At 69.1% G+C, this 25197-nt stretch carries 20 protein-coding genes and 2 tRNA genes; 7 read left to right on the forward strand and 15 right to left on the reverse strand.

The genetic code is table 11. The annotated features are described in order from the left end of the window. The first annotated feature begins 50 nt into the window (after positions 1-50). Positions 51-1058 carry a hypothetical protein gene (locus QHF83_RS12030; protein WP_282417932.1) on the forward strand — a complete coding sequence of 336 codons (1008 nt, stop codon included), beginning with the start codon at positions 51-53 and terminating at the stop codon, positions 1056-1058. Positions 1059-1105: 47 nt separating this feature from the next. On the opposite strand, the gene QHF83_RS12035 is transcribed toward QHF83_RS12030, so the two are convergent. From QHF83_RS12035 to QHF83_RS12045, 3 genes are all read right to left on the reverse strand, one after another. Beyond that, positions 1106-1180: transfer RNA gene (locus tag QHF83_RS12035), tRNA-Val, on the reverse strand. A 107-nt stretch (positions 1181-1287) separates the two neighbouring features. Beyond that, the gene (locus QHF83_RS12040; RefSeq protein WP_282417933.1) at positions 1288-2496 is read right to left on the reverse strand and encodes a pyridoxal phosphate-dependent aminotransferase; all 1209 of its coding nucleotides are present in this window, start codon (positions 2494-2496) and stop codon (positions 1288-1290) included. A gap of 23 nt (positions 2497-2519) precedes the next feature. Next, a complete protein-coding gene (locus tag QHF83_RS12045; protein WP_282417934.1) occupies positions 2520-3605 on the reverse strand; it encodes a GNAT family N-acetyltransferase in 1086 nt (361 codons plus the stop codon). A 90-nt stretch (positions 3606-3695) separates the two neighbouring features. Between QHF83_RS12045 and QHF83_RS12050 the strand changes: the two genes are divergently transcribed. Beyond that, positions 3696-5186, forward strand: coding sequence for a PLP-dependent aminotransferase family protein (locus QHF83_RS12050; RefSeq protein WP_282417935.1), 1491 nt, complete (start codon positions 3696-3698; stop codon positions 5184-5186). Positions 5187-5195: 9 nt separating this feature from the next. Here QHF83_RS12050 and QHF83_RS12055 read toward each other — a convergent pair whose 3' ends face one another. The 6 genes from QHF83_RS12055 to yajC all read right to left on the reverse strand — a co-directional run bounded on the left by QHF83_RS12055 (position 5196) and on the right by yajC (position 13019). Further along, entirely contained in the window at positions 5196-6320 is a 1125-nt protein-coding gene (locus QHF83_RS12055) for an MlaD family protein (RefSeq protein ID WP_282417936.1), read from the reverse strand. An 88-nt stretch (positions 6321-6408) separates the two neighbouring features. Then, positions 6409-7188: an ATP-binding cassette domain-containing protein gene (locus QHF83_RS12060; RefSeq protein WP_282417937.1), complete on the reverse strand. Its 780-nt coding sequence runs from the start codon at positions 7186-7188 to the stop codon at positions 6409-6411. Positions 7189-7199: 11 nt separating this feature from the next. Continuing rightward, entirely contained in the window at positions 7200-9014 is a 1815-nt protein-coding gene (gene recJ, locus QHF83_RS12065) for a single-stranded-DNA-specific exonuclease RecJ (protein ID WP_282417938.1), read from the reverse strand. A gap of 106 nt (positions 9015-9120) precedes the next feature. Next, positions 9121-10377, reverse strand: coding sequence for a protein translocase subunit SecF (secF, locus tag QHF83_RS12070; protein ID WP_282417939.1), 1257 nt, complete (start codon positions 10375-10377; stop codon positions 9121-9123). A gap of 10 nt (positions 10378-10387) precedes the next feature. After that, positions 10388-12535 carry a protein translocase subunit SecD gene (gene secD / locus QHF83_RS12075; protein WP_282417940.1) on the reverse strand — a complete coding sequence of 716 codons (2148 nt, stop codon included), beginning with the start codon at positions 12533-12535 and terminating at the stop codon, positions 10388-10390. A 55-nt stretch (positions 12536-12590) separates the two neighbouring features. Next, the gene (gene yajC, locus QHF83_RS12080; protein WP_282417941.1) at positions 12591-13019 is read right to left on the reverse strand and encodes a preprotein translocase subunit YajC; all 429 of its coding nucleotides are present in this window, start codon (positions 13017-13019) and stop codon (positions 12591-12593) included. 274 nt (positions 13020-13293) lie between these two features. Between yajC and QHF83_RS12085 the strand changes: the two genes are divergently transcribed. The 3 genes from QHF83_RS12085 (at position 13294) to QHF83_RS12095 (ending at position 15314) form a co-directional block, all read left to right on the forward strand. Beyond that, a tRNA-Val gene (locus tag QHF83_RS12085) sits at positions 13294-13365 on the forward strand. Between the two features lie 475 nt (positions 13366-13840). Continuing rightward, on the forward strand, positions 13841-14554 hold the full coding sequence (gene infC, locus QHF83_RS12090) for a translation initiation factor IF-3 (protein ID WP_282417967.1): 714 nt from the start codon (positions 13841-13843) through the stop codon (positions 14552-14554). After that, complete coding sequence (locus QHF83_RS12095; RefSeq protein WP_282417942.1) at positions 14532-15314, forward strand: hypothetical protein; 783 nt, start codon at positions 14532-14534, stop codon at positions 15312-15314. The genes infC and QHF83_RS12095 overlap by 23 nt, the downstream gene beginning before the upstream one ends. Here QHF83_RS12095 and QHF83_RS12100 read toward each other — a convergent pair. Beyond that, the gene (locus QHF83_RS12100) at positions 15290-17143 is read right to left on the reverse strand and encodes a protein kinase (RefSeq protein WP_282417943.1); all 1854 of its coding nucleotides are present in this window, start codon (positions 17141-17143) and stop codon (positions 15290-15292) included. The two genes, QHF83_RS12095 and QHF83_RS12100, sit on opposite strands and share 25 nt — an antisense overlap. A 157-nt stretch (positions 17144-17300) precedes the next feature. Here QHF83_RS12100 and QHF83_RS12105 point away from each other — a divergent pair, with 157 nt between their 5' ends. Next, positions 17301-17936: a hypothetical protein gene (locus tag QHF83_RS12105; RefSeq protein ID WP_282417944.1), complete on the forward strand. Its 636-nt coding sequence runs from the start codon at positions 17301-17303 to the stop codon at positions 17934-17936. Between the two features lie 33 nt (positions 17937-17969). Here QHF83_RS12105 and QHF83_RS12110 read toward each other — a convergent pair whose 3' ends face one another. Further along, entirely contained in the window at positions 17970-19085 is a 1116-nt protein-coding gene (locus QHF83_RS12110) for a hypothetical protein (RefSeq protein ID WP_282417945.1), read from the reverse strand. Positions 19086-19173: 88 nt separating this feature from the next. Here QHF83_RS12110 and QHF83_RS12115 point away from each other — a divergent pair, with 88 nt between their 5' ends. Further along, positions 19174-21579, forward strand: a complete 2406-nt coding sequence (locus tag QHF83_RS12115) for a hypothetical protein (protein WP_282417946.1) — start codon at positions 19174-19176, stop codon at positions 21577-21579. Positions 21580-21630: 51 nt separating this feature from the next. Here the strand turns inward: QHF83_RS12115 and QHF83_RS12120 are convergent, their stop codons facing one another. The 4 genes from QHF83_RS12120 to QHF83_RS12135 form a co-directional block, all read right to left on the reverse strand. Next, positions 21631-21948: a BPTI/Kunitz domain-containing protein gene (locus tag QHF83_RS12120; RefSeq protein WP_282417947.1), complete on the reverse strand. Its 318-nt coding sequence runs from the start codon at positions 21946-21948 to the stop codon at positions 21631-21633. A gap of 423 nt (positions 21949-22371) precedes the next feature. Beyond that, entirely contained in the window at positions 22372-23469 is a 1098-nt protein-coding gene (gene ychF, locus QHF83_RS12125) for a redox-regulated ATPase YchF (protein ID WP_282417948.1), read from the reverse strand. A gap of 251 nt (positions 23470-23720) precedes the next feature. Continuing rightward, positions 23721-24245 carry a hypothetical protein gene (locus QHF83_RS12130; protein WP_282417949.1) on the reverse strand — a complete coding sequence of 175 codons (525 nt, stop codon included), beginning with the start codon at positions 24243-24245 and terminating at the stop codon, positions 23721-23723. 71 nt (positions 24246-24316) lie between these two features. Continuing rightward, positions 24317-25138 (reverse strand): hypothetical protein, encoded by an 822-nt coding sequence (locus QHF83_RS12135; protein WP_282417950.1) that lies wholly within the window; start codon positions 25136-25138, stop codon positions 24317-24319. Positions 25139-25197: the final 59 nt, after the last annotated feature.

The raw sequence follows: 25197 nt of genomic DNA on the forward strand, positions 1-25197 counted from the left end.
TCGAGCGGCATGGTGCGCGCCGCGCGTCGCCGCGTATCATGCGGACCTGAATGAGCGGCGCTGGGTCGTCGGGTTCCAGGCAGGGCGCAGAGCGCGGCGTGATCGCCGAGGCAGCCACCGTGTATGCGCCGGCTTTGCCGGGACAGGCGCCGCGCGCGCGTCCTGCGCCGACGCGCAGTCGAGGCGCGCTGGCCGTGGCGCTCGCGGGCGTGGGCCTCGTCGGCGTCGTGGGCATCGTCGCGCTCGCGATCATGCTGCGTGGCACGGCGCCGATCGACGCGCTCGAGCAGAGTTCGTCCGCGGCGGCGGTGAGCGACGCGGGCTCGGCGCAGGATGCGTCGCCGGTGATCGTGGCGTCGGCGCCGGTCGTGACGAAGGAGCCTACGACGACGACGGCGACGACGAATCGCGCGACGGCGGAGGAGCTCGATGCAGCGCGGACGAAGGGTGCGACGACGCTCGCGACGCTCGCGGAGCGGTACCCCGACGATCCCGAGGTGCTCCGGGCGCTCGTCGGCGCGTACACGCGCGACAAGACGAACTACGCCAAGGCGATGACGACCGTGCGCAAGCTCCTCACGGTCGCGCCGGACATGGCAAAGGATCCGGACGTCAAGCAGGCGCTCTTGATCGTGGCGAATGGGCCGGTGGACGTCGCGGCGACGGCGCTCGACATCATGGGCAAGGAGATGGGCTCGCGTGGGCCCGAGTTGCTCTACGAGCTCCTCAGCGCGTCGGGCCTCGGCAAGTTTCCGAAGGAGCGCGCGACCCGGTTGTTCACGGATCCCAAGGTCAAGGAGCTCGCGGGACCTGGGCTGCTCGTCGCGAACGATCTGCGCGCGGCGGCGGGATGTGATCGCAAGAAGCTCTTCGCGCGCGCGGCCAAGGAAGGCGACGAGCGCGCGCTCGGGCACTTGAAGCCCTTGCTCGCGACGAAGGGCTGCAGCTGGCATCGCCAGACCGACTGCTTCGCGTGCCTCGGTGATCGCAAGGAGCTTCGCGCGACGATCGACGCCATCACGAAGCGGCTCGATCAGGAGAGCTCATCCAAGCAGTGAACCTCGCGAGGGCTCCGGGGGGAGCAAGGTCAACGAGGTTGGGTGGGTGGTGGGCGCAACAGGATTTGAACCTGTGACTTCGTCCGTGTGAAGGACGCACTCTACCGCTGAGTTATGCGCCCGTACGAGAGTTTGGCGGGGTGCCCGCCGCGTCTCGACGACGGCGACATGACTAGCTCAAGCCATGTCGTCCGACAAGTGTTTTGATGATGGGGACGCTCGGAAGTTTTCAACCCCCGCCGCGGGCGGCCGTGATGGCCGCGCGGATGGCCTCGATTCCTCCCTCGATGTCGCTCTCCGCGCAGGCGTACGAGAACCGCACGTAGCCCGGCGCGCCGAACGGCGTGCCCGCGACGCTCGCGACGTGCGCCTCTTCGAGGAGCCACATCGCGACGTCGAGGTCGGTCTGGATCGTGCCGTTCTTGTACGGGATGCCGTAGAGGCCCCGGACGTCGGCGAACGCGTAGAAGGCCCCTTCGGGCATCCTACAGCGCACGCCGGGGAGGCTGCGGAGGCCCTCGATCATGCGACTGCGGCGCTTCGCGAAGGCATCACGCATCTCGCGCACGGCGTCCTGCGGGCCCGAGAGCGCGGCGGCGGCCGCGACCTGCGCGACGGCCGTCGCGTTCGTCGTGCTCTGGCTCTGCACGACGTCGAGCACCTTCGACAGCTCGGGCGGCGTGATGCTCCAGCCGATGCGCCAACCCGTCATCGCGTACGTCTTGCTCACGCCGGAGATCACGATCGTACGGCTCCGTAGATCCTCGGCGATCGCGGGCACCGACATGTGGCGGAAGCCGTCGTAGGTGAGGTCGGCGTAGATCTCGTCGACGACGAGCCAGAGGTCGTGGCGGCGCACGACGTCGAGCAACGCGCGCAGATCCGACTCGGCGTAGGCCGATCCCGTGGGGTTCGAGGGCGTGCAGAGGATGATGGCCTTCGTGCGCTCGGTGATCGCGCGCTCGAGCGACGCCGCATCCATGCGGAAGCCCTGATCCTCGCGCGTCTCGACGATCACGGGCGTCGCGCCGACGATGCGCACCTGCTCGGGGTAACTCACCCAGTACGGCGCGGGGATCACGACTTCGTCGCCGGGCTCGTAGAGGCCGAGGGCCACGTTGAAGAGCGCGTGCTTCGCGCCGCACGACACCGTGATCTCGTTCGGCGCGGGGCGGTAGCCGCGGTCGCGCTCGGTCGCGGCGCAGATGGCGGCCTTGAGCTCGGGCGTGCCGGTGACGGCCGTGTAATGCGAGACGCCCTTGTCGATGGCGGCCTTCGCGGCGTCGAGCACGTGGCGAGGCGGCTCGAAGTCCGGCTCACCGACGCTGAAGGGGAAGACCTTGTGGCCCTGGCTGCGCAGGCGAGCGGCCTGAGCGGCCATCGCGAGCGTGGCGCTCGGGGCCACGGCGGAGAGACGATCAGCGAGCTTACGAGGCATCTCTAGAGACCCTTCTCACTGCACTACGTGCCTTTCCCCGCCGACGCAAGCGGACAGGCGGCCTCTCCGCTCGCTCCCGTTCGCCCGAGGATCATCTCGTGGACCTCCTGCCCATCCGTCCGGTGCACGTGCCGCGTCCGGAAGCCGAACGGCTCGTAGAGCTTCATGGCATCCCGCGTGCGCAAGAGCACCGTCTCCGCGCCGCGCACCGCTGGATGATCGAGCAAGAGTCGCATGAGCGCGCGGCCGAGCCCGCGGCCTCGCCACGCGTTCGCGACGATCACGTCGTAGATCCAGGCGCGCCGCGCGCCGTCCGCGATGGCGCGCGCTGTCCCCACGAGCGTGCCGGTTCGATCCCGCGCGCCGACCCAGGCGGACGAACCAAGCAAGCTCTTTCGAATGCGATCGGGCGGCGTGCCTTCGCACCAGTACGTGCCGACGAGCAGCGCCGTCGCCTCGTCGGCGTCCGCCTCCCCCATCGCGCACACGAGCGTCGTGTCCGCGGGCGCTTCGAGAAACGATGGCACCGCCGCGGACGGGCTCGCCGCGCGCACGAGATCGATCGCCGCCGCGTCGCCCGGCGCGCCGCGCGCCCAGAGCAGCTCGAGGATACGGCCGACCTCCGCGGGCGTGCGGTTCTGCCCGAGCTTCGATTTGCCATCGAGTCGTTCGAGGGAGACGCCGAGCACGAGCACGCCCGCAATGGCCTTCTTGTAGAGCGGATGCTCGGCGTCGATCGGCACGTACCCGCCCTCGGGCTGGTGCTTCTCCATGAGCGCCGCGAGCATCGCGGCCTTCAGGTGCGGCGCCTCGATGCGCTCGATCGTCCCGTGCACCTGCACGCTCCGGTAGAGCGTGGTGGCCGGACACGCGCGCTCCGGATCGACGAAGTAGCTCGGGATCGAGGCGACGATCTCCTCCGCCGAGACCACGGCGCGCCTGCCGATGACGTCCATCTTCTCGCCCACGGGCGCGCCGTGAAAGAGCACGTGATCACCCACGACGACGCCGTGCACGACGCGCAGCACGGGCTCGCCGTCGGGCGTCGTCGCGCCGAGGTGCACTACGGGCGCGCGCGCGAGGAGCGCGACCGCGCTCGCACGATCCATCCGGAAGATCTCCCTACGCATGGCCGGAAGGTGGGCCGGAGCTGGTACCCCGAGAAGGACCAGTTCCGAGAAATCGGGTAGACCAGTCGGGTGCGCGCATATCCCTTCGAGCTCGCCCTGGAGCCCTCTCCCGACGTCCCGCTCTTCGTGCAGATCACGCGCGCCCTGATCGAGGACATCCGCCGCGGCCGACTTCGGCCCGGCGCCGCGCTCCCCGGCAGCCGCGCGCTCGCGCGATCGCTCGGCGTCCATCGCAACACCGTCGTCGCGGCGTACCGCGAGCTCGCCTCGCAAGGCTGGGTCGAGACCCGCAGCGCGACGATGACCTATGTCTCCACCACGATGCCCGACGTCCCGCGGCGCCGCGCCTCGGCCACCACGCTCGGCACGATCGCTGCGCGCGCGGGCTTCGATCTCCCGGCGCGTGTCTCTGCGGCGAGCTTCACGCACGAGGTCCCGCCGGGCGCGATCGTGTTCTCGGGGGGCATGCCGGATCTGCGGCTCTTGCCCACGGAGGTCCTCGCGCGCGCGTACCGGCGCGTGCTCCGCAACTCGGCGCGGCGGGTCTTCGAGTACGGCGATGCACGCGGGGACGAGCGGCTTCGCGCGGCGCTCGCGGACATGCTCGCGGCCGTGCGAGGCCTCGGCGCGTCGGCGGAGGACGTGCTGGTCACGCGTGGCAGCCAGATGGCGCTCGATCTCTCTGCGCGCGCGCTACTCCGGCCCGGTGACGTGGTCGCGGTGGAGGCGCTCGGATACCACCCCGCATGGGAAGCGCTCGCGCAGACAGGCGCGCGCCTCGTGCCGCTTCCCGTCGACGCGGAGGGGCTCTCGGTCGACGCCCTCGCCGCGCTCGTCGCCCGCGAGTCCGTGCGCGCCGTCTACGTCACGCCGCATCACCAGTACCCGTCGACGGCTTTGCTCTCGCCCGCGCGCCGCATCCGCCTCCTCGACCTCGCGCGCGCGCACCGCATCGCGATCCTCGAAGACGACTACGATCACGAGTTCCACTACGACGGCCGCCCGGTCTTGCCGCTCGCGAGCGCCGATCGAGCGGGCGTGGTCATCTACATCGGCACGCTGTCGAAAATCCTCGCGCCGGGCCTGCGCATCGGCTTCGTCGTCGCGCCCGCGCCGCTCGTGGAGCGCCTCGCCGCGATCCGCACATTCGTCGATCGACAGGGCGATCTCGCGCTCGAACGCGCCGTGGCGGAGCTGCTCGAAGACGGCGAGGTGCAGCGCCACGCGCGCCGCATGCGCCGCATCTACCAGGCGCGGCGCGACGTCCTCACGGACGCGCTACGGAAACACCTCGGCGACGCTGTCGAGCTCGCCCCACCGCCCGGCGGCATGGCCATGTGGGTCCGCGTCGCGCCGGGAATCGACGTCGACACCTGGGCCGCGCGCGCCCTCGATCGTGGCGTCGTGATTCACCCCGCGCGGAGGTACGCCTTCGACGGCCGCTCGCGCCCCTTCTTCCGGGCCGGCTTCGCCGCGCTCGACGAGCGCGAGATCCACGAAGGCGTCGCGCGCCTCCGCGCGGCCCTGCCCACGAAGGGCGCCGCGCGGGCCGCTTCATGAAGCGCTTATTTACTTGTTCTGCGCTGCCGACTCTTCTTTGCCCGGCGTCACCTCGACGCCCGGCTTCTTCTCGTCGTGCTTGATCGAGTACCGCACGAGCGCGCGGAGAATGTCGTTGCGGCTCACGTTGCCGACGATCGCTTTGACGTCCTCGTAAATCGAGGGATCGACGAGCAGCGCGCCCACGGTGCCCTTGCCCTTGCGCACGTCGGCGACGATGGCCCGCAGATCCGCGGTCATCGCCGTGACGTTGGCCAGGGCCTCGGCGCCGTTGCCCTTGCCGCCGTAGAGGACGTCGTGCGCGAAGCTGTCGCTCTCGCGGATGCCCTTCAGCGTGCTCGCGACCTCGCCCGCCGCCGCGCCGAACTGCGCGATCTCCTTCTGCGGGCCGTCGCCGTAGATCACCTCGTGCGCGAAGCCGGGACCCGACTTCACGCGCGTCACCACGCCGCGCACCTCGGCCAGCGTGAGCGCGAGCTCCGAGGCCGCCCGGTCGAGGTTCTGCAGCGTGCGCGAGATCCGCTCGGCTTCCTCTTTGTCCGTCAGGAACTTCCTCGGGTACCCCTCGCCCTCGGACACGTCCTTGAGCAGCTTGTTCACCGACGCCACGCTGCCGCGCAGATCCTGGTGCAGCCGTTCGTCCGCGAGGCTCTCGCTCATCTTCGAGATGTTGCCGAGCGCCGCATCGGCCTTCGACGTCATGCCCTGCGCGATGCCCATCAGATCCGTGGGCTCCTCGCTCAAGATCTCGCCGCCCGGCGGCACGGCCTCCGGCGACTTGCCTTTCGAGATCTCGATCATCTTGTCGCCGAGCAGGCCCTTCGCCGCGACGCGCGCGATGCTGTCCTTGCGGATGCGCTCCGCTTCGGCCTTCACGACGTCGAGCTCGACGTAGACGACGGCCTCCGCCTGACCCGGCCGATACCCGACCTTCTTCACGTTGCCGATGTCGATGCCGCCCATACGCACCGGCGCGCCGGGCTTGAGGCCCTGCACGTCGGAGAACGTCGTCGTGAACTTCACCGACGAGCTGAAGAAGCGTCGCTCATCGCCGATCAAGAAGATCACGAGCGCGGAGAAGAGCAGCCCCGCCAGCACGAAGAGCCCGACCTTGACGTCGCGCGACCTGTTCATCTGCTCCCTGTTCGACAGTGGGGGCGTCGCTTGGCATAGCCAAGCTGTGCCGCCACGCCCCCCATCATGCGCGAAGACGCGCCCGTCGTCACGCGCGGAGGAGCGTCTCGACGTCCTCGTTGACCGGGGCGATGCCGTTGATGAAGTTCTTCACCCGCGGGTCCGTCGAGCGCTGGAAGTCCTCCACCCGGCCGGACAGGATGATCTCGCCCGCCTGCACCATGGCCATGCGGTCGGAAATCGTGAACGCGCTCTTCATGTCGTGCGTCACCACGATGCTCGTCACGTCGAGCGCCTTCTTGAGCCCACGAATCAGGTGGTTGATGCGCTCGGTGTTGATCGGGTCGAGGCCGGTCGTCGGTTCGTCGTAGAGCAAAACCTCGGGCTGGACCGCGATCGCCCGCGCGAGCCCGACGCGCTTCTTCATGCCGCCCGAGAGATCCGAGGGCCGCATCGCCTCGATGCCCGGCAAACCCACGAGCGAGAGCGCCCAGTCGACACGCTCGGCGATCTGCGACTCGGTCATCTCGTCGCGATAGTGCTCGTGGAGCCCATACGCGACGTTCTCACCCACGGAGATCGAGTCGAAGAGCGCCGCGCCCTGGAACAGCATCGCGATCCGACGGCGGATGAGGCGCGCCTTCGCCTCCTTCATCTGCGTGATGTCCTCGCCGTGGAACGTGATCGACCCACCGTCGGCTTCGAGCAGGCGGATCAAGAGCTTGAGCATCACGCTCTTGCCCACGCCCGATCCGCCGATGACGGTGAGCGTCTCGCCCGGGAAGACCTCGAGGTTCAGGCCGCGATAGATGACCTTCGGGCCAAACGCCTTGCGTACGTCGTGGAACCGGATGATCGGAGCGCTCACGGTCATCCCTCCTAGCTCGTTCGCTCCACGCGATCGATGCGGATCTCGACCGCGCTGCCGCCCCGGAACGTGTCGCGCCGGAGCCGCCCCACGATGTCCACGCGCCCGCCCGCGAGGCCACGCGAGAGGCTCCCGAGCTCGTAGCCGAAGGCGCCGATCACGTGCCGCTTGAGCGCGATCTCGAGCTTCAAGTGGCCCTTGATCATGCGCGACACGCGCACCGGCGCCCCACGCACGAGGACCCGCGGCGCGCGGTTGCCCTGCCCGCAAGGCTCGAGCCGCTCGAGATCACGCGCCACCACGGCCGGCTCGTCCCGATCGTCGAGGCGCACGTCCGCCTCGCCTTCGAGCGGGCCAAACTTCATCGCGCCGAGCGCGATCGCCGCGTCGCACCAGAGCACGCGCAGGGCCTCGACCCGATCCGCGCGCACCTCGACGCCCGCCGCGGCCTGATGCCCGCCGAACCCGACGAGCCCGGCGCGCGAGAGCACGAGCGCGTCGTGCAGCGGAAAACCCGCCGGCCCACGCACCGATCCGCGGCCCGATCCGCCGTCGAGCGCCACGACGATCGTGGGCTTGCCGTACTTCGACGCCACGCGGCCCGCCACGATCCCCACGATCCCCGGATGCCACCCATCGCGCGCGAGCACGATGGCCGGCTCCTTCGCCCACCCGTTCGCCTCGATCTCGCGCAGCGCCTGCCCGATCATCTCCTCCTGGATCGCGCGCCGCTGCGCCGTGAGCTGCTCGATCGTCGCCGCGATCCCGGCCGCGCGCATGCTGTCCCGCTCGAGCAGGAGCGCGAGCGAGAGATCCGGATCCTCGAGTCGGCCCGGCGCGTTGAGGCGCGGCGCGATGCGGAACGCGATGTCGTCCGCGCTCACGCCGTGCCCGAGATCCAGCCGCGCGAGCTCGGCCAGGGCCCTGAGGCCCGGACGCGCACCCTGGCTGAGCACCGCGAGCCCCGCCCGCACGAGCGCGCGGTTGTCGCCGACGAGCGGCGCGACGTCGGCCACGGTCCCGATCGCCACGAGATCGAGCCACTGCCGCATGTCGAGGTTCGCGCCGAGCGCCCGACGCACCGCCGCGCCGAGCGAGAGCGCGAGCCCACACGAAGCGAGCCCCTTGAACGGGAAGCCGCACTCGGGCCGATGCGGATTCAAGAACGCGATCGCGGGCAAGGGCTCCGCGGGCACGAGGTGATGATCGATCACCAGCGTCTCGATGCCGTAGCTCCGCGCCGTCGCGAGCCGATCGTGATCACTCGATCCGCAGTCGCACGTGACGAGCAGCGTCGCGCCCGTCTTCCGCACGCGCTCGAGCGCCTTCGCGTTGAAGCCGTAGCTGCCGTCCTTGCGTGTCGCGAGCAGCGGCACGACGTCGCCGCCGAGCGCGCGCAGCACCTCGGTCACGATCGCGCACGACGTGATCCCGTCGCAGTCGTAGTCCCCGAAGACCGCGATTTTTTCGTGCGCGCGGATCGCCCGCGCGAGGCGGTCGGCGCTGAGTTCGCGATCGGCCATCGCGTCGGGCGGCGTGAGGTGGGCGAGGCGCGGATCGAGGAAGAGGCGCGTCTCGGCGTCGGCGCGACGACCCGCACGGAACAGGGCGTCGGCGACCGTGATCGACAGCCCGAGCGCCCGCGAGAGCTCCAGCGCCTCGACGGACGCCTCGCCCGGATCACGGATGGCACCTTCGCGCTCCGGGTTCGCCGCGGCGGACGGAAGGAGGAGGCTTCGAGCCTCGGGATCCGTCGCCTGTTCCCACGCGGCCTCGCTCAACATCCGTGGGGCCCACGCGTAGCGCAGCCCCCGTCCGGAGTCCATGCCGGTCGGAAAACCTTCCTTTCTGGCGCGTTGGTTCCTGGAAAAACGAAACGCCCCGCGGTGGTGCGCACCGCGGGGCGTCGTGGGTTCGCGGGTAGGGCGAGGTCTAGACCACGGCGTCGGCGCGCTTGACGGCCTTCGTGCGGGTGATCTTCTTCTGGGCCGTCGCTTGGCCGCCGAAGAACCTGCGGTCGATCCACTCGGTGAACGGCGCGGCCACGTAGATCGACGAGTACGTGCCGACCAGGATGCCGATGAGCAGGGCGAAGGCGAAATCCTTGATGACGCCGGTGCCCCACACGAGGAAGCACACCATCGAGAGCGCCGTCACGCCGGACGTGATGATCGTGCGTCCGAGCATCTCGGAGATCGACAGGTTGATGATCGCCGCGAACGATATGTTCCGGTGCTTCGTCAGGTTCTCGCGGATACGGTCGTACACGACGACCGTGTCCGTGATCGAGTACCCGACGATCGTGAGCATCGCGGCGACCGTGGAGAGCGTGATCTCGCGGTGCGTGATGATCATGGCGCCGAGCGCGATGCCGACGTCGTGCACGAGGGCGAGGATGCCGCCCGGCGCGAACCGGAGATCGAACCGGAACGCGATGTAGGCCATGATGAACACGATCGCGATCGCGATGCTGCGGATGGCCGCGTCGCGGAGCTGCGCGCCCGCCTTCGGGCCGATCCACTCGACGCGCAGCGCGCGCTCGGGCACGACGTCGGCGCCGAGCTTGCTGCGCAGGCCGTCGAGGAGCTGATCGCCGCGCGACTTGAGCTGCGCCTCGACCTTGTGGTCACGCGCGCTCACGACCACGGGGTTGTTCTCGCCCGCGCGGAGCTCCACGCCGGGGATGCCCGTGAGCTGCGCCCGGATGGCCGCGAGGTCGGGCTCGGCCTCGTACCGCATCGTGACCTTGTCGCCGCCGGGGCTGAACTTGATCTCGCTGGCGCGCGCGTTCGCGGGGCAGCGCGCCTCGTACTCCGCGCTCGGCGCCGTGCCCTCGGGCAGCACGCAGAGCTTCTGGCGGAGCGCCTCTTTCTGGTCCTCCCCGAGCGCGCTGACCTCCTGCACGCGGATCAGGAAGCGGTGCGTGTCTTCGGCGCCGCTGTCCTTCACGCGGATGACGTCCGGCGCGGCGAAGCCGAGTGACTCGACGGCCGCGCGGATGTCACCGGCCTCGGTCGACTTGAGGAAGGCGACCTCGAGCTCCGTGCCGCCCTTGAAGTCGGTGCCGAGATGGGGTCCCGGCTTGAAGAAGGTGACGATCGACGCGAGCAGGAGCAGCGCGCTGAGGCCGATGAACAGCCAGCGCTTGCCCATGAAGTCGAACTGTTGCCCAGGCTTGATGAATTCCATGTGCCGCGCCTCAGCCGAGGTAGAGCTTCTTGACCTTGCGGCCCCGCACGGCCCAATCGAACATGAGCCGAGTGCAGACGACGCCGGTGAACAGGCTGACCGCGATGCCCACGATGAGCGTCACGGCGAAGCCCTTGATGGGACCCGAACCGTACTGCGCGAGGATGAGGCCCGAGATCAGCGTGGTCACGTGCCCGTCGAGGATGGCGCTGAAGGCCTTGTCGTAGCCCACGTCCACCGCCGCCCGCGGGCTCTTGCCCTGCCGCAGCTCCTCGCGGATGCGCTCGTTGATGAGCACGTTCGCGTCGACCGCGATGCCGACCGTGAGCACGAGGCCCGCGATCCCGGGCAGCGTCATCGACGCGCCGAACATCGCGAGGATCGCCACCTGGAGCACCATGTTGAAGAGCACGGCGATGTTCGCGATCGCGCCCGCGCGGCTGTAATAGACCTGCATGAACAGGAGCACGAGGATGACGCCGGCGAGGCCGCCCTTCGCGCCCTGCACGATCGCGTCCTGACCGAGCGACGGACCGATGCGCTGCTCGTTCGAGGGCGAGATCGGCGCGGGCAGCGCGCCCGAGCGCAGCACGAGCTCGAGCTTGCGCGCGTCCGTGATCTGCTGATCCACGTTCGCCGAGCCCATCGTGATCGTCGCGACACCGCCCGGGATCTTCGTCTGGATGACGGGCGCGCTCTCGACCTTCTCGTCGAGGATGATCGCGAAGCGGCGCTTGATGTTCTTCGCGGTGATGTCCTCGAAGCGATCGCCGCCGACGCTCGTCATCTTCATCTGCACGAGCCAGCCGCCGAGACCTCGATCACTCGGATCCGGCATCGCTTGCGCGTCGCTCACCATGTCGCCGGTGATCTCGGCCTTGCTGAAGAGGTAGTAGGTCCGCCAGCCGACGTCCTCGACCGTGCCCTTCTCCTCGTCGTACGACTGGTACTTGCCGAACCCGATCTCGTGATCGTCTGGCACCGACAGCGTCGAGGTCCACTCGCGGAGCCGCGCGAGCGCCTGCCGCATGTCCTCGCCCTCCATGTGCTCGAGGACCGCGTAGGTGTTGACCTTCTGCTTGCTGGGGCCGACCGAGACCTGCTCCTGCTGGAAGCGCAGCCCCTTCACTTCCTTGTTCTTGGGGTTGCGGACCTCGGCCTCGAAGAAGTTCACCTCGTCATCGAGAAGCTTGAACTCGAGGCGCGCCGTCTGGCTGACGATCTCGCGGATCTCGGCGAACGTCTGGTCGTTGTCGCCGGGGATCTCGATGATGATGTCCTCGTCGCGCGTGGTGACGCCGGCCTCCTTGAGGCCCATGCTGTCGACGCGGCGGAGCACCGTCTCCTTCGCCTGCGCCACGGCCTTTTCGCGGATCTGGCTCTCGACGTCGCCCTTGATCCGCAGCGTGACCCGCTTCCGATCCGACGAGAACTGCCGCTGCATCTCCTGGAACGGACGCATGAACTCGTCGTTCACCTTGTCCGCGTCCGCCGTGTCCTCGAAGTGGATGAAGAGCGTGCCCGCGTTCTCGCGCGACTTCTCGACGCGAACCTTGCCGATGAGCTTCTTCAGATCGTCGACCGACGCCTGTTGCTCCGCCCCGACGAACCCGTAGGAGCGCGCGAGCGACTGGCGAACCTCGTCGTAGTATCGATCGCGCTTGTCCTTGATCGCCTCGTCGACGTCGACCGTGTAGACGAGCCTGAGGCCGCCCTTCAGATCGAGGCCGCGCACGAGGCGGAACTCGATGTTCGAGAGCAGCCACTCGCGCACGCCGCGGTTGCCCACGCGCGCGTCCTCTTCGACCTTCGCGCGCTCCTCGGGCCCGAGACCCGAGCGATCGATGCGGCCGTACCGCTCGTCGGCGTACGTCGGGTAGATGCAGAGCCACGATCCGAGCGCGAGGAACAGGACGAACCCGGTCTTGGTGCGCCAGGAGAGATCGATGGTGGGCAGCGCGCAGAGGAGCGCCCACGGGACGCAAAGCCCGAAGGTCGCGGTCGCCCAGAACACGTGGTAGTGCGCGGCGATCGCGGTGCAGAACGACGCGATCGCCGACATGACGAAGACGCCGCGCTTCGACCTCTGCCACGCGCCGAGCGCGAGGGACAGCGCGCCGAGGCCGGCGAATGCGTACTGGAGGATGTTGTAGATCATGGGAGGGTCGACTCGGGGGGGCGGTCGCGAGCCCTTCTTAGCCGAAGCGCGCGCGCTACGCTTTCTTTTCCTGCGCCTTGTCCTTCGCCTCGGCGGCGGGCTTCGGCTCGCCGTCCACGCCCTGGATGGCCGCCTTCAGGACCTGCACGTTCACGCCGGGCGCGATCTCCAGCTTGACGGTCCTGTCCCCGACCTCGATGAGCTTGCCGATGAGCCCCGCCTGGGTGACGACCTTGTCGCCCGGCTTCAAGGCTGCCTCGAGCTCCTTCTGCTTCTTCGACTGGTTCCGCGTCATCAGGAAGACGAAGAGAAGCGGGAGCAGGAAGAAGAGGATCGTCATCCCGCCGAAGGGCTGCCCGCCGCCGCCTCCGCCCTCGGGCGTCTGCGTGGGAGCGCCCTGGGAGGGCTGGGCAGGGGCGGGCGCGGGCGGCGCGCCCTGGCCCGGGGAGACGGTGGTCGGCTGAGACAAAAACAGCGTGGTCACGAGGCGGTAACCTCCACGGGGACGAAGCTCGGCTCCCCGAATGCGAGCCCCCGATCATTCGGAAAGCGGCCGTCCATACCCACGATCGAGGTTCCACGCAAGGAACGGCCGGAGACCCTGGAACAAATGGTCGGCCCCTCCCCGGCCCTCACCGCCCGGCCCCCCCTCCCGAACCCTGCCTTTCGTTTTTTTTCTTGACCAGGTCGCAAGGGCCTGGTACCGATGCGCCTCCCTCGACGCACCGCACATCGGCGGGCGGCGGAGGAAGCGGTACAGGCGCGTAGCTCAGTGGTAGAGCACTACCTTGACACGGTAGGGGTCGCCGGTTCGAACCCGGCCGCGCCTACAAAGTTTCGGCACGAGGACCTTTCCGCAGGTTCCCGCCTCCGGGCGGATGTCACCTGCCCGTCCTCGTGAGGACCTTTGGGGTCAGTCAGAACGGAACCGCGGCGCACGCCGAGCGAGCGGCTCACGTCGTGCACATGACGTTGGGCGTGCAAAGGCCGCTCGCGCACGCAGAACGCGCCGCCGCCCCGGACCAAGCGGAGAGCGCCGAGCGCGGCACGAAGTCCCGTGCCGCCGCGCCTCCGCGCCCCCTGCCCCTCCCGGCCCACGCGTTCGCCCTCCCGGTCGACCTTCCCCGGTGGAGAACGAGCGCTGGGCGTGACTTCGGGCCCGGAGGCAGCTTCCGCCCGTTGATAACGGGGACCATCCGGGCGAGATTGTGTAGGCCCTGCACCCGTCATCCCGACGGGCAAGCGCGGCTGACCGTGGATTGTCAGTAGATCACAAGCAAGGAGACAGCGAGACCACACATGAGCATGCGACGCTTCGACCCTCGACAGGCCCAACGAGGACCGCAGATCCGAATCAATCAGCGAATCCGGGTTCCGGAAATCCGGGTCATCGGGGAAGAGGGCGAGATGCTCGGCATCATGCCGACCCACGAGGCCCTGCGGCGCGCCCAGGAGCGAGGCCTCGATCTGGTGGAGGTCAATCCCAAGGCCGATCCGCCCGTCTGCAAGATCCTCGACTTCGGCAAGTACAAGTACGACGAGAAGAAGAAGGCGCGCGAGGCGAAGCGCAAGCAGAGCGTGGTCGAGATCAAGGAAATCAAGCTCCGCCCGAAGACGGACGATCACGACCTCCAGTTCAAGACGCGCGCTGCGCTGCGCTTCATCGAGGCCGGCCACAAGGTCAAGTTCACCGTGCGCTTCCGCGGTCGCGAGATCACGCATCCCGAGAAGGCGCAGGAGCAGCTCGACTGGATCGTGCAGCAGTGCGACGAGCTGGCGAACGTCGAGGTGCGTCCCGTCATGGAGCAGCGCACGATGACGCTGCTCATGGCGCCGAAGCCGGCCGTCATGCAGAAGGTCGCGCAGGCACGCGCCGCCGCCGAGAAGGCGCGGCAGAAGGCCCTCCAGGAGGGCCGCGCTGCGCCGGCCCTCAACGAGCAGGACGAAGCGCTCCGCAAGCTCGAGGAGCAGCTCGACGAAGAGGATGATGACGAGGATGACGACGAGGAAGGGAGCTAGTCCGCTCTCTTCATCGAACGTCCGCGGTGAGCGGCGAACGGACCTCGTTCGCTTGCTCGCCGCGATCCTCATCGTCCTTCCGCTCGTCACCCTTCCTTTCGCGACACGCACGCTCGTCGACCGCGGCGCCTCTTCGCTCGGCGCGCAGCTCGCCGACGCACTCGATCGCGCGTTCGCCTGGCGAAACGCCGAGGAGACGGGCGCCCCCGCGCACGGCCCCGACGCACTCGATCTCGGACTCGATCTCCCGCACGTACCCGGCCTCGACGTGCTTCCGGCACCCGCCGAGCCGCCGAGCGACACGCGCGCCCCCGCGAGGACGCGCGCCCCCGCGAGGAAAGGTTCGTCCGTACGAACCCCCGCGCCGCGCGGCGGCATTCATGTTCGCGCCGACGTCGTGGCGCGCGCGGTGCAGAGCGGCGTCATCCCGTCGGGCGTGCCCGTGCCCGCGAGCGGACCGAGGCCCGCGGGCATCGCGCTCCAGGGCGTGGGCGGCTTCGGCGCGGGCCTTCGCGACGGCGACGTGCTCACGCGGATCGGCGGCGCGCCGGCGACCTCGGTGGGCATGGTCATCGGCGCGGTCGCGGGCGCGCTCAAGCACGGCGCGAAGGTGATCACGGGCGAGGTTTGGCGCGGCGATCAGCGGCTCACGGTGGCCGTCGAGGTCCCGCCGATCGGTCGGCAAGGTGTGCCTGGCCGCGCGAGGCCGAAGCCCCGCGCCCCGACCAAGCGCGCTCAGGGCCCGAACAACCCGCCGTAGTACGCGCTCGCCGCGAGCAGGAGAACCGCCGCGGCGACGTAGATCCACATCACGTTGCTGCTCGCGGCCGCGGGTGCTGGCTTCGTGATGTGCGCCTTCTTCGCGACCGCGGCCGTGCTCTCCTTGCTGAGCTTCGCCTCGGCGCGCTTCTTCCCCTTCGCGCTCGCCTTCCCTGCCTTGCCGGATTTGCCCGCGGCGTCCTGCTCCTTCGTGGGCGACGGCGTCCTCGTCGCGACCGGCGCGCTCTCGATGGCGCTCTCCTCGGCCTTGGCCTGCGGCGTCTCCTTGACCGTCTCGGCCGGCTCGCTGATGACCGCGCCTTCGTCCGCCTTGGCTTGCGGCGTCGCCTTGACCGTCTCGGCTGGCAGGCTCTCGGCCTTCTGGCTCTCGACCGGCGCGCCATCTTCCGCCTTGGCTTGCGGCGTCGCCTTGACCGTCTCGGCCGGCAGGCTCTCGGCCTTCAAGCTCTCGGCGCCTTTGCTCTCGGCCTTCAAGCTCTCGGCGCCTTTGCTCTCGGCGGCCGTGCTCTCGGCCGCTTTGTTCTCGGCCTCCGTGCTCTCGGCTGCTTTGTTCTCGACGGCCGTGTTCTCGGCTGGCTTGCTCGGGACCGGCTTGCTCTCCGGCTCGGGTTCGCTCCTCGCCGACGCGGGACCGAGCAGCGCCGAGCGCGCCTCGCTGCTCAGCGGCGCGAGCTCCATTTCCTCGGCCCATTTGCCGATGTCTTCGAAGTGCGACACGCGCCCGCGCGGCCGCTCTTCGGCGGGCGGCGCCTCTGCGTTGATCTCCGGCTTCGACTTCTCCCTCGGCGCGCCGGACCGCGGGTCGTCTTGCAGCGAGTTGAACTCGAGCTGCGCCGCTTCGATCAGCTTGTGCAGCGTCGTGTCTATTTCCTGGGCCGTGGTTTTACGCAGCGCAACGGTCCCGCTCACGAGCTCGGCGACGTCGTGCGCGCCGACGGGCCTTCCGAACTTGAACAAAAAGCCGTTCAGGGCGCGGCCGAGCTCGCGCGCGCTCGGGTAGCGCTTCTCCGGATCGCGGGCGAGCGCGCGGTGGATGATCTTCTCGAGCTCCGGCGGCACGTCCTTGTTGAGCTGCGCGAGCGGCGGCACGACGGCTTCGCGCACCCGCATCACCGTCTGCAGATCGTTGTCGCCGTGGAAGAGCCGCTTTTGCGCGAGGATCTCCCACAGGATGATCCCCACGGCGAACACGTCCGTGCGCACGTCGACCTCGAGCCCTTGTGTCGCCTCGGGCGAGAGGTAGCCGAACTTTCCTTTCACGATGCCGGGCTCGCTCTTCTCGAGCTGGCTCGTCGCTTTCGCGAGCCCGAAATCGACGATCTTGATCTCGCCGTATTTCGTGATGAGCACGTTTGCTGGCGAGACGTCGCGGTGCACGATGCGGAGCGGCTGGCCCTCGGGGTTTTTCGCCTCGTGCGCGTAGGCGAGCCCCTCGCAGATCCTCTCGGCGATGTGGACGGCGACCTCCACCGGGAAGGGCCGCTTCATCTTGCGGAGGTATTCGATGACGGCTTTCAGGTCCGAGCCATCGACGTACTCCATCACGATGAAGTACGCGTTATCGCCGACGCCGATGTCGAATACCTGGGCGACATTCGAATGCGTGAGGTTCGCCGAGAGGCGCGCCTCGTCGAGGAACATCGCGATGAAGCGCTTCTTCTCCGAGAGGTGGGGCAAGACCTTCTTGATCGCCACCCGCTTCTTGAATCCCTCGATCCCCGCGCTCTCCGCGAGGAACACCTCGGCCATGCCGCCGGACGCGAGGCGATCGAGGACGCGGTACCGCTGCTGCTGATGCCCCTGCTTCATGCCAGACGAGGACTACCCTCTCCTCGGCCGCCGGTCGAGCCCGCGCGCCGGGATCTGGCATCCTACCACGACGGAGCCGCGAGACGGATCCAGGAAGGACATCCCGCGCGCACTTCTCCCTTGCCTCGGGGAAGCGCCCGTTCGTAGGCTGGCCTTCATGCTTCGACCTCGATCGAATTGGGGAATCCTTCTCGTTTCGGCCTTCCTCGTGACCACGCTCCCCGCGGCCTGCGGGAGCGAGGTCGACGGCGGAAACGGCGGAAACGGCGGCAGCGGTGGCAGCGGCGGCGCGGGCGGCGCGGGCGGCGCTCCGAATTTCGGCGCCTGCAGCGGACCGGGTCAGTGTACCCTCGTCAAGAATACCTGCTGCGGCACGTGCAGCGAGCCCACGCTCGCCGACGTCGAGCCCGTGCACGTCGATCAGGTCGACGAATACAACACCTTCGTTTGTCCAGAGCCCTCGGCCTGCCCCGCCTGCGCGGGCGCGCCGAACCCCGGCCTCTTCGCGTATTGCGAGGCCGGGGGCTGCGCGGAGGCCGACGTCGCAGAGCACGCGTTCAGCGAATGCACGACCGCCGCCGATTGCACGCTCCGGTTCGGCTCGAGCTGCTGCGAGCCTTGCGTGGGGGGCGTGCCCGACCTCGTCGCGATCGCGTCGAGCTCCCTCCAGGCGCTCTTCGATCTCGTCTGCCCGCCCGAGTCTGCATGCCCGCCCTGCGCCCCTGTTCATCCGTCCGAATGGAAGGCCGATTGCGTGGCCGGCCATTGCGCGGTCGTCCCGGCCATGCCTTGAGGCCCTGGCCGGGACGCACCTTCTCGAATCCGCTCAGTGACGCGCGCGCTCGCCGGGCGTGAGGCCGACGATTTCCTCGCCCGACGCCTTTTCGGCCGGCGCCTCGTCGCGCTTGGCCGCGACGGCCATCGTCACGGGGAAGCTCTTCTTTGCGCCTCCGACCTCCACGAAAATCGTCGCCTTTCCTGCCGCGAGCGCCTTGACCACCCCGCACGCCTCGGCGGCGTAATTCACCTCGATCGAGCCTTCGCCCGACATCACCCACCCGGAGAGGCCCGCCACCGCGCGCCCGTTCGAGACGCCCCGGAAACACACGTTGCGCCCCGAGCCCACGGGCAACGGCTTCGCGAGGTCCGCGCTGACGGTGTTCTTCACGGCGACGATATCGTCGAGCACGTCCACGATGGGCATCGTCACGGAGACCGGCGCGCCCGCCCCCGCGACCACGCTCGCGCTCACGGTCCCGGCCGCGCCCACCGTGAGGATACGCTTGTCCCACTCCGGCACCGCCGCGACCTCCTCTTTCGCGTCCCCCGTGATCGTCACGGTCATGCTTTCGTCGACGAGGCCCGCGCCGTCGGCGCTCTGCAGCGCGACGCCGAGGCGCACGCTCGACCCCTTGAACAGCGCCAGATCGAACTTGCCCGCGGCTTCGGGATCGAAGAACGACATCGGCGTCTCGGTGAGGCGCACCGACGCGATCGGGAGGACCTCGAGCTCGATCCGATCGTGCAGCGCGCCCGTGTCGACGTCGAGGATCCGCAAAAAGCCCGATCCCGCCGCGGCGCCGCGCAGCGTGACGCGCGGCGCTGCGAGCTCCGCGATCTCGAGCGGCGAAGATGCTTCGGCGTCGAAGGGCGCGAAGGCCTGCTTGCCCTCCGAATCGCGATGGACGATGAACTCCTGCGTCCCGCCTTCCGCGGTCGCGCGCGGGGCGCCCCCGAAAATGTCGTCGAAGAGAGAGGCGCCCCGGAAGAACAGGCCATTCGGCGTATCGGACGAGCACGTTTCACCCGCCGGACAGACCGTCTCGCAAGACGGCGTGAAGCACTGATCATTGGAGAGGGCGCGCTCTCCGGGCGCCGACAACTGGCACCCTGACAGGAAGATCATGGTCGAGAAGGCAAGAATGACCGATTGATGGCTCATGCGGCCGCACTTTGGCAAACGCCGTGCCGCGCACGCGGACGACCTTCACCCTTGCGACCTCGTTCTCCTCCCCTGTAGCATTGCCTTTATGATGCATCGATCTCGCCTTGGTATTGTACTCGTATCGGCCCTCGGCACGGCGGTCCTCGCGGCTGCGTGCGGGGGCGGCGGCTCCACCGGGCTCCCAGGGGGCACCTCCTCGAGCGGCACCGGCGGCTCGAACAGCGGGGGAAACGGCGGCGTCGGCGGGGACGGCGGCGATATTTTCGTCGGCTCCTCGTCGGGCGTGGGCGGCACCGGCGGCAGCCAGACGCAGGGCTTCGACGTCCTGCCGAGCGCGCCGCAGGAGATCACGGTCGTTGCGGGTCAAAATACCCCGACGGTCACGTACACCTCGTACCTCGACGGAAACCCCATCAGCGCGGGCTGGAGCGTCGATCGCGGCGAGATCGGAAGCATCACGGCGGGCCAGACGAGCACGGCGACGTTCACGCCGAAGGGCACGGCCGGCGGCGTCGTCCGCGTCCGGGCCGGCCTCAACGGCCAGGTCCTCGAGCGTAATCTTCTGGTCAAGCTCACATCGCAACAGAATGGGGCGGACACGAACAACCCCGCCCAGCAGGGCCAGATCGCCACGACGATCCCCCAGCTCACGGAGGGCGGCGGCGTCGGCGGCGTCGGCGGCGAGGGCCTCGGCGTCGGCGTCGACAATCCCGTCGTGATCGCCGCGCTCGACGCGCCGACCAGCAATGGGCAGGCCGAGGGGCTGAAATTCCTCTATCCGTACGACCGCACGGTCTGGCCGCGCGGCATGACGGCGCCGCTGCTCCAGTGGGATTCGACGCTCGGCGGCGTCGACGCCATCAAGATCGAGCTCTCGACCACGAGCGGCTCGTTCTCGTGGAAGGGTACCTTCGCAAAACCGCAAATCCTCGCGCAGACGGGAGGTGCCTTCATTCGCCACCCGATCCCGCAGGACGTCTGGGCCATGGCCACGAATACGGCCGGCGGAAAGACGCTCGACGGCTCGCCCGATCAGCTCGTCGTGCGGCTGACGGTGGCGAAGGGCGAGGTCGCGTACGGGCCGATCGAGGAGACGTGGACCGTCGCGCCGGGGCGGCTCTCGGGCGCCATTTATTACATCTCGTATGGCACGAAGCTCGCGAAGAACCTGGGCGGCGCCGTGGGCGGCGACGGCATGTTCGGCGGCGCGGTGCTCTCGATCAAGGTCGGCGACACGGCGCCCAAGCTCACGGCGGGCAAGAGCGGCTCGGAGGCGGAGTGCCGCGTCTGCCATTCCGTCGCGGCGGATGGCTCGCGCCTCGTCGCGACGTCGAATGGCGGCGGCATCCCGTGGGCCTACGATATCGCGCCGGACATGGTGACCGAGAAGTCGCTCCCGAATGGCAGCTCCTTCCCGGGCATCACGCCGGACGGCGAGCTGGCGCTCACGACGGCGGGTCAGCTCGTCTCGCTCGCCAATGGCACCGTCCAGCCGATTTCGGGGCTGAACGGGGTCTCGACCAACGTCGGCACGCCCTCGTTCTCGCCGGACGGCAAGCGCGTCGTGTTCAATCCGATGGTGAGCGCGTCCATCACGAACCCGAAGCAGAAGCTCGTCTTGATGGATTTCGATGCGGCGACGAACGCCTTCGCGAACCCGCTCGTCGTCGTGGACAACACGGGACAACCGGCGGAGACGCGGCCCGGCTGGCCGGCGTTTTTCCCGGACGGCAAGACCGTCGTGTATCATCAGCAGACCGCGGCGGGCGTCGACGGCAACAACCTCGGCGATCTACGCACGCGCAAGGGCGCCAAGGCCCACATCGCGATGGTCCGCGACGACGGCAGCGCGCCCGTCCCGCTCGACCAGCTCAATGGTAAGGACGCCGCGGGCAACGTGTACCTGCCGAAGCTCGGCCAGCCCATGGCGATGACCTGCACGGGCGACGGCGCGCAGGTCGGGGGCATGAACGCGGATCACGGCGATGACCTGAACCTGAACTACGAGCCGACGGTGAACCCGATTGGGTCGGGCGGGTATGCCTGGGTCGTCTTCACGAGCCGCCGCATGTATGGCAACGTCGCGGCGATCCCGCCGTTCTGCAGCGATCCGCGCGGCGTCAACCTCTTCACGAACATCACGCCGAAGAAGCTCTGGGTCGCGGCCGTGGACCTGAACTCGCCGGCGGGCGTGGACGGGAGCCACCCGGCATTTTACCTGCCCGCGCAGGAGCTGCTCGCCGGCAATGCGCGCGGCTTCTGGGTGCAGGAGCCCTGCCGCGCCGACGGCGCCGGCTGCGAGTCCGGCGATCAATGCTGCAATGGCTACTGCTCGCCCGATCCGATGGGCAGCGGCGCGCTCGTCTGCGGCGACACGCCCCCGAACGGCATGTGCTCGAACGAGGGCGACAAGTGCACGACGGCGGCCGATTGCTGCAACCCGGACAACATCTGCCTGAACGGCTTCTGCACGCTGGACGGGCCGAAGTAAACATCCATGCGAAGGCGCGGGGGTCTGGAAGGCCCCCGCGCCTTGCTCACCTCACCACCGGAACGGGGGGCGATTGCAGGTGCGCTGGCAGAGGCGCATGGACTCGAAGTTGTTCATGTTCCCCTGGCAGCCGCCGTACATGAAAGGCACGCACCGACCAACGGCGCTGTTGAAGGCATACCGGCGGAAGGCCGCGCGACACGGCCCGCTCACGATCGGCTGGAGGCAGATCCGCCGCGCCGGTTGCACGACGAGATCCTGCACGTCCTCCGCGAGCTCCGCGTTCTCCGACGCATCCTCCGCCGCCGACACGGGCAGCACGAACAAGAGCGAAATCGCCGCGAACACACACGCGAGACCCTTCTTCATGGCGCACCTCCCCTTTCGAGCAGGCGCCATGCCGGCGAGCCCGCTCGCTGGAAGCATAAAGCGCACGTCCTCGACGTCCCGTGGTGCCGCTTCGCTGGGGCGTTGCCCCAGGCCCCACCAGGGGTTGTCCACCCCTGGACCCGGACCAGCGCAAGCGCTGGACCCAGGGTCGATGAACTGCGCGATGCGCAGTTCATCGAACAGGCCGAGGCAAGACCAAGGGCGACCCTGCCGACCAAGACAGCCGCGCTGACCTTTCAACTGGCAACGCTATCCCGGGCCGTTGGAAGAACTGCGCATCGCGCAGTTCTTCCATCACGAGTCCAGCGCTTGCGCTGGTTCGGGTCGAGGGGCGAACAGCCCCCGCGGGGTCCGGGGCAGCGCCCCGGCGCGGCGGCCCCAAGGGAGGTGGGAGCGGATCTCTCAGACGTTGAAGTGGAAATGCATCACGTCGCCATCCTTGACGACGTACGCCTTCCCTTCCTTGCGCATCTTCCCGGCCTGGGCCGCGCCGCTCTCGCCGCCGAATTTGACGAAATCGTCGAACGCGATGGTCTCGGCGCAGATGAAGCCCTTCTCGAAATCCGTGTGGATCTCGCCGGCGGACTGCGGCGCGGTCGCGCCGATCGGGATTGTCCAGGCGCGCGCCTCCTTCGGGCCGACCGTGAAGTACGTCTGGAGCCCGAGGAGCGCGTATGCCTCGCGGATGAGCCGGTTCAGACCGGGCTCCGCGAGCCCCAGGGTCTCCAGGAACTCCGCGCGCTCGGCGGCGCCGAGCTGGGCGATCTCCGCCTCGATCTGCGCCGAGATGACCACGGACTTCGCGCCGTCCTTCGCCGCGCGCTCGGCCACCTTCGCCGACAGGGCATTGCCCGCCCCCGCCGCGGCCTCGTCCACGTTGCACACGTAAAGCGCGGGCTTCGCGGTCAAGAGCTGCAGCATCCGCCACGCCTTCTGATCGTCGGGGTCCACCTTCGCCGTGAACGCCGGCCGGCCCGCGTTGAGCTGCTCCAGCGCGAGCTTGAGGAGGCGCAACGTATTCGCGCCCTCCTTGTCGCCGCCGCGGATCCGCTTCTCCAGGTTCGGAATGCGTTTCTCCAGGCTGTCGATGTCCGCCAGCATCAGCTCGGTCTCGATGATGTCCAGATCGGCGAGCGGGTCGACGCGCCCCTCGACGTGCGTGACGTCGTCGTTCTGGAAGCACCGGGCCACGAAAGCGACGGCGTCGCAGTCGCGGATGTTGGCCAGGAACTGGTTGCCCAGGCCCTCGCCCTTGGACGCGCCGCGCACGAGGCCTGCCACGTCGACGAAGTTGATCCGGGCCGGGATGATCTCCTTCGAGTTCGCCAGCGACGCGAGCTTGTCGAGCCGCGGCTCGGGCACGGCCACGTCGCCGACGTTCGGCTCGATGGTGCAGAACGGGTAGTTCGCGGCCTGCGCGGCCGCCGTCTGGGTGAGGGCGTTGAACAGAGTGGACTTGCCGACGTTCGGCAGACCGACGATCGCGACTTTCAGGGCCATGGCGCAGTTCGGGGGAAAGAGGGCGGCGCGACCTAGCACGTCCGGGGCAGACGCACCACCCCCGAGCCCTCGAGCGGACGATTCGGAGGGCCTTTCCGAGGGTGCTTCCACAGGCGTCGCCAGCGAAATCCACCTCTGCATCGACCGCATCGCGGTCGATGCATCAGAGGTCCAGGGCTGGCCCTGGTCCGGGTCGAGGGGCGGACAGCCCCTCGTCGGGTCCGGGGTGAAACCCCGGCGTTACTGCTCTCTCAGGCCGCGTCGCGCCCGTGGAGCCGATGGCTCCAGAAGCCGAAGACGGGCTTGCGCGCGATGCGCCCGTCGTGGGCGAGGCAGATCTTCTCGACCTCGCCGACCTGGTCCATGTTCTCGACCTCGACCGTCAGGAGCACCTTGCCGGCCTTCACCTCGCGCTCGACGTCCTCGATCACGGGATCGGGTTTGCCGGCGCCGGTGAGCCCGCCGCCGAGCGCGCCGGCCGCGCCGCCGCCGAGCATGCCGAAGAGCGCGGCGGTGAGCGGGCCGGCCGCGATGAAGCCGAGCGGGCCGAGCACGAGCCCGCCGAGGAGGCCGCCGGCCGCGGAGCCGACGAGCGCGCCCGTGGTGACACCCTCGCGTGCGCTCGTCTCGGCGAGCGGCACGTCGTGCCGATTCACCTTGTCGCGATGCAGGAGCACGGTGCACGACTCGGAGAGCCCGGGCAGCGCGCGAACGGCGTGCAGGCACCTCTCGGCGCCCGCATTGTCGTCGAACAAGGCAAAGAGCACGTGTCGCATGGCATCCTCCTCGGCCGGAGCATCGGTCCGCCGTGCTGGTTCGGCAAGCGGACGGCGGGCGATTGCGTGGCTCAGCTGGGCCGGCCGGACGTGCTCGCGGAGGCCTCGACGGCGTCCATCGCGCGGCGGAAGACGTCTCGCGCGAGGGCGGCGCTCTCGTTCGAGAGGCCGACACGCGAAAATGGATTCAGCTCGATGAAATGGGGGCCCACGCGATCGATCACGTAATCGATCCCGGCGACCTCGAGCCCGAAGAGCCGGGCCGCCCGGCGCGCGTGCGAGGCGATGGCCTCGTCCGGCTCCCACGCTTCGAGCGAAGCGCCGGGCGCGTTCTTGATCCAGGTGCCCTCATTCTGGATCCGCACACCGAACGTGCGCTCGCCGAGGATCAACACGCGCACGGATTCTCCTTCGAAAAACGGCTCCGCGGTCGCGATCCCGTCCCACCGCGGGATGTCCCGCGCCGACTGGATGAGGAACTTCCCCTCCCCTCGATGCTCCTCGCCGACCTTGAGCACGTAAGGAAACGGCAGGAGCGGCTCGCGGGTGAATGTCGATTGCACGACGGGATGCTCGACGAGCCCCGCGGCGACGCACCGACCGAGCGCCGCGTGACGCTGGGACGCCGCTCGCAACGCCGCAGGATCGGGCCAGCAGGGAATCTCGTTTTCGGCGAGGACACGCAGGTTGTGCTGCTCGACGTCCTTGTCGCGGACGTCGGCGAAATACACGACGCCGCGGAAATCGTCGGTGGCGCTCCTCCGGCGGTGCAGGCGGCCGGCAAACACGTCGAAGGTGATCGCGGAGAGCACCGGGGCCCAGGTCGGCCGCTCTTTCAGGAGCGGGAGCGTGGCGGCGGGCTCGCCGGTGAGGAAGAGGAAACGAGGTTGCATGGTGAGCCTTCGAAACGCGCGTCGCGACCCCTCCTCGATATGCCATGCCCGTGCCCCGC

Origin of the sequence: Polyangium sp. 15x6 (assembly GCF_029960785.1) — a bacterium.
GTDB lineage: Bacteria > Myxococcota_A > Polyangia > Polyangiales > Polyangiaceae > Polyangium.

Excerpts from the sequence above, each read along its gene's own strand:
- QHF83_RS12130 (WP_282417949.1), bottom strand. The coding sequence starts at position 24,245 with ATGCGACACGTGCTCTTTGCCTTGTTCGACGACAATGCGGGCGCCGAG.
- QHF83_RS12115 (WP_282417946.1), top strand. The coding sequence starts at position 19,174 with ATGATGCATCGATCTCGCCTTGGTATTGTACTCGTATCGGCCCTCGGC.
- ychF (WP_282417948.1), bottom strand. The coding sequence starts at position 23,469 with ATGGCCCTGAAAGTCGCGATCGTCGGTCTGCCGAACGTCGGCAAGTCC.
- QHF83_RS12105 (WP_282417944.1), top strand. The coding sequence starts at position 17,301 with ATGCTTCGACCTCGATCGAATTGGGGAATCCTTCTCGTTTCGGCCTTC.
- QHF83_RS12100 (WP_282417943.1), bottom strand. The coding sequence starts at position 17,143 with ATGAAGCAGGGGCATCAGCAGCAGCGGTACCGCGTCCTCGATCGCCTC.
- QHF83_RS12110 (WP_282417945.1), bottom strand. The coding sequence starts at position 19,085 with ATGAGCCATCAATCGGTCATTCTTGCCTTCTCGACCATGATCTTCCTG.
- recJ (WP_282417938.1), bottom strand. The coding sequence starts at position 9,014 with ATGGACTCCGGACGGGGGCTGCGCTACGCGTGGGCCCCACGGATGTTG.
- QHF83_RS12095 (WP_282417942.1), top strand. The coding sequence starts at position 14,532 with ATGACGACGAGGAAGGGAGCTAGTCCGCTCTCTTCATCGAACGTCCGC.
- QHF83_RS12120 (WP_282417947.1), bottom strand. The coding sequence starts at position 21,948 with ATGAAGAAGGGTCTCGCGTGTGTGTTCGCGGCGATTTCGCTCTTGTTC.
- QHF83_RS12045 (WP_282417934.1), bottom strand. The coding sequence starts at position 3,605 with ATGGATCGTGCGAGCGCGGTCGCGCTCCTCGCGCGCGCGCCCGTAGTG.
- infC (WP_282417967.1), top strand. The coding sequence starts at position 13,841 with ATGCGACGCTTCGACCCTCGACAGGCCCAACGAGGACCGCAGATCCGA.
- QHF83_RS12030 (WP_282417932.1), top strand. The coding sequence starts at position 51 with ATGAGCGGCGCTGGGTCGTCGGGTTCCAGGCAGGGCGCAGAGCGCGGC.
- QHF83_RS12135 (WP_282417950.1), bottom strand. The coding sequence starts at position 25,138 with ATGCAACCTCGTTTCCTCTTCCTCACCGGCGAGCCCGCCGCCACGCTC.
- QHF83_RS12055 (WP_282417936.1), bottom strand. The coding sequence starts at position 6,320 with ATGAACAGGTCGCGCGACGTCAAGGTCGGGCTCTTCGTGCTGGCGGGG.
- secF (WP_282417939.1), bottom strand. The coding sequence starts at position 10,377 with ATGGAATTCATCAAGCCTGGGCAACAGTTCGACTTCATGGGCAAGCGC.
- QHF83_RS12040 (WP_282417933.1), bottom strand. The coding sequence starts at position 2,496 with ATGCCTCGTAAGCTCGCTGATCGTCTCTCCGCCGTGGCCCCGAGCGCC.
- secD (WP_282417940.1), bottom strand. The coding sequence starts at position 12,535 with ATGATCTACAACATCCTCCAGTACGCATTCGCCGGCCTCGGCGCGCTG.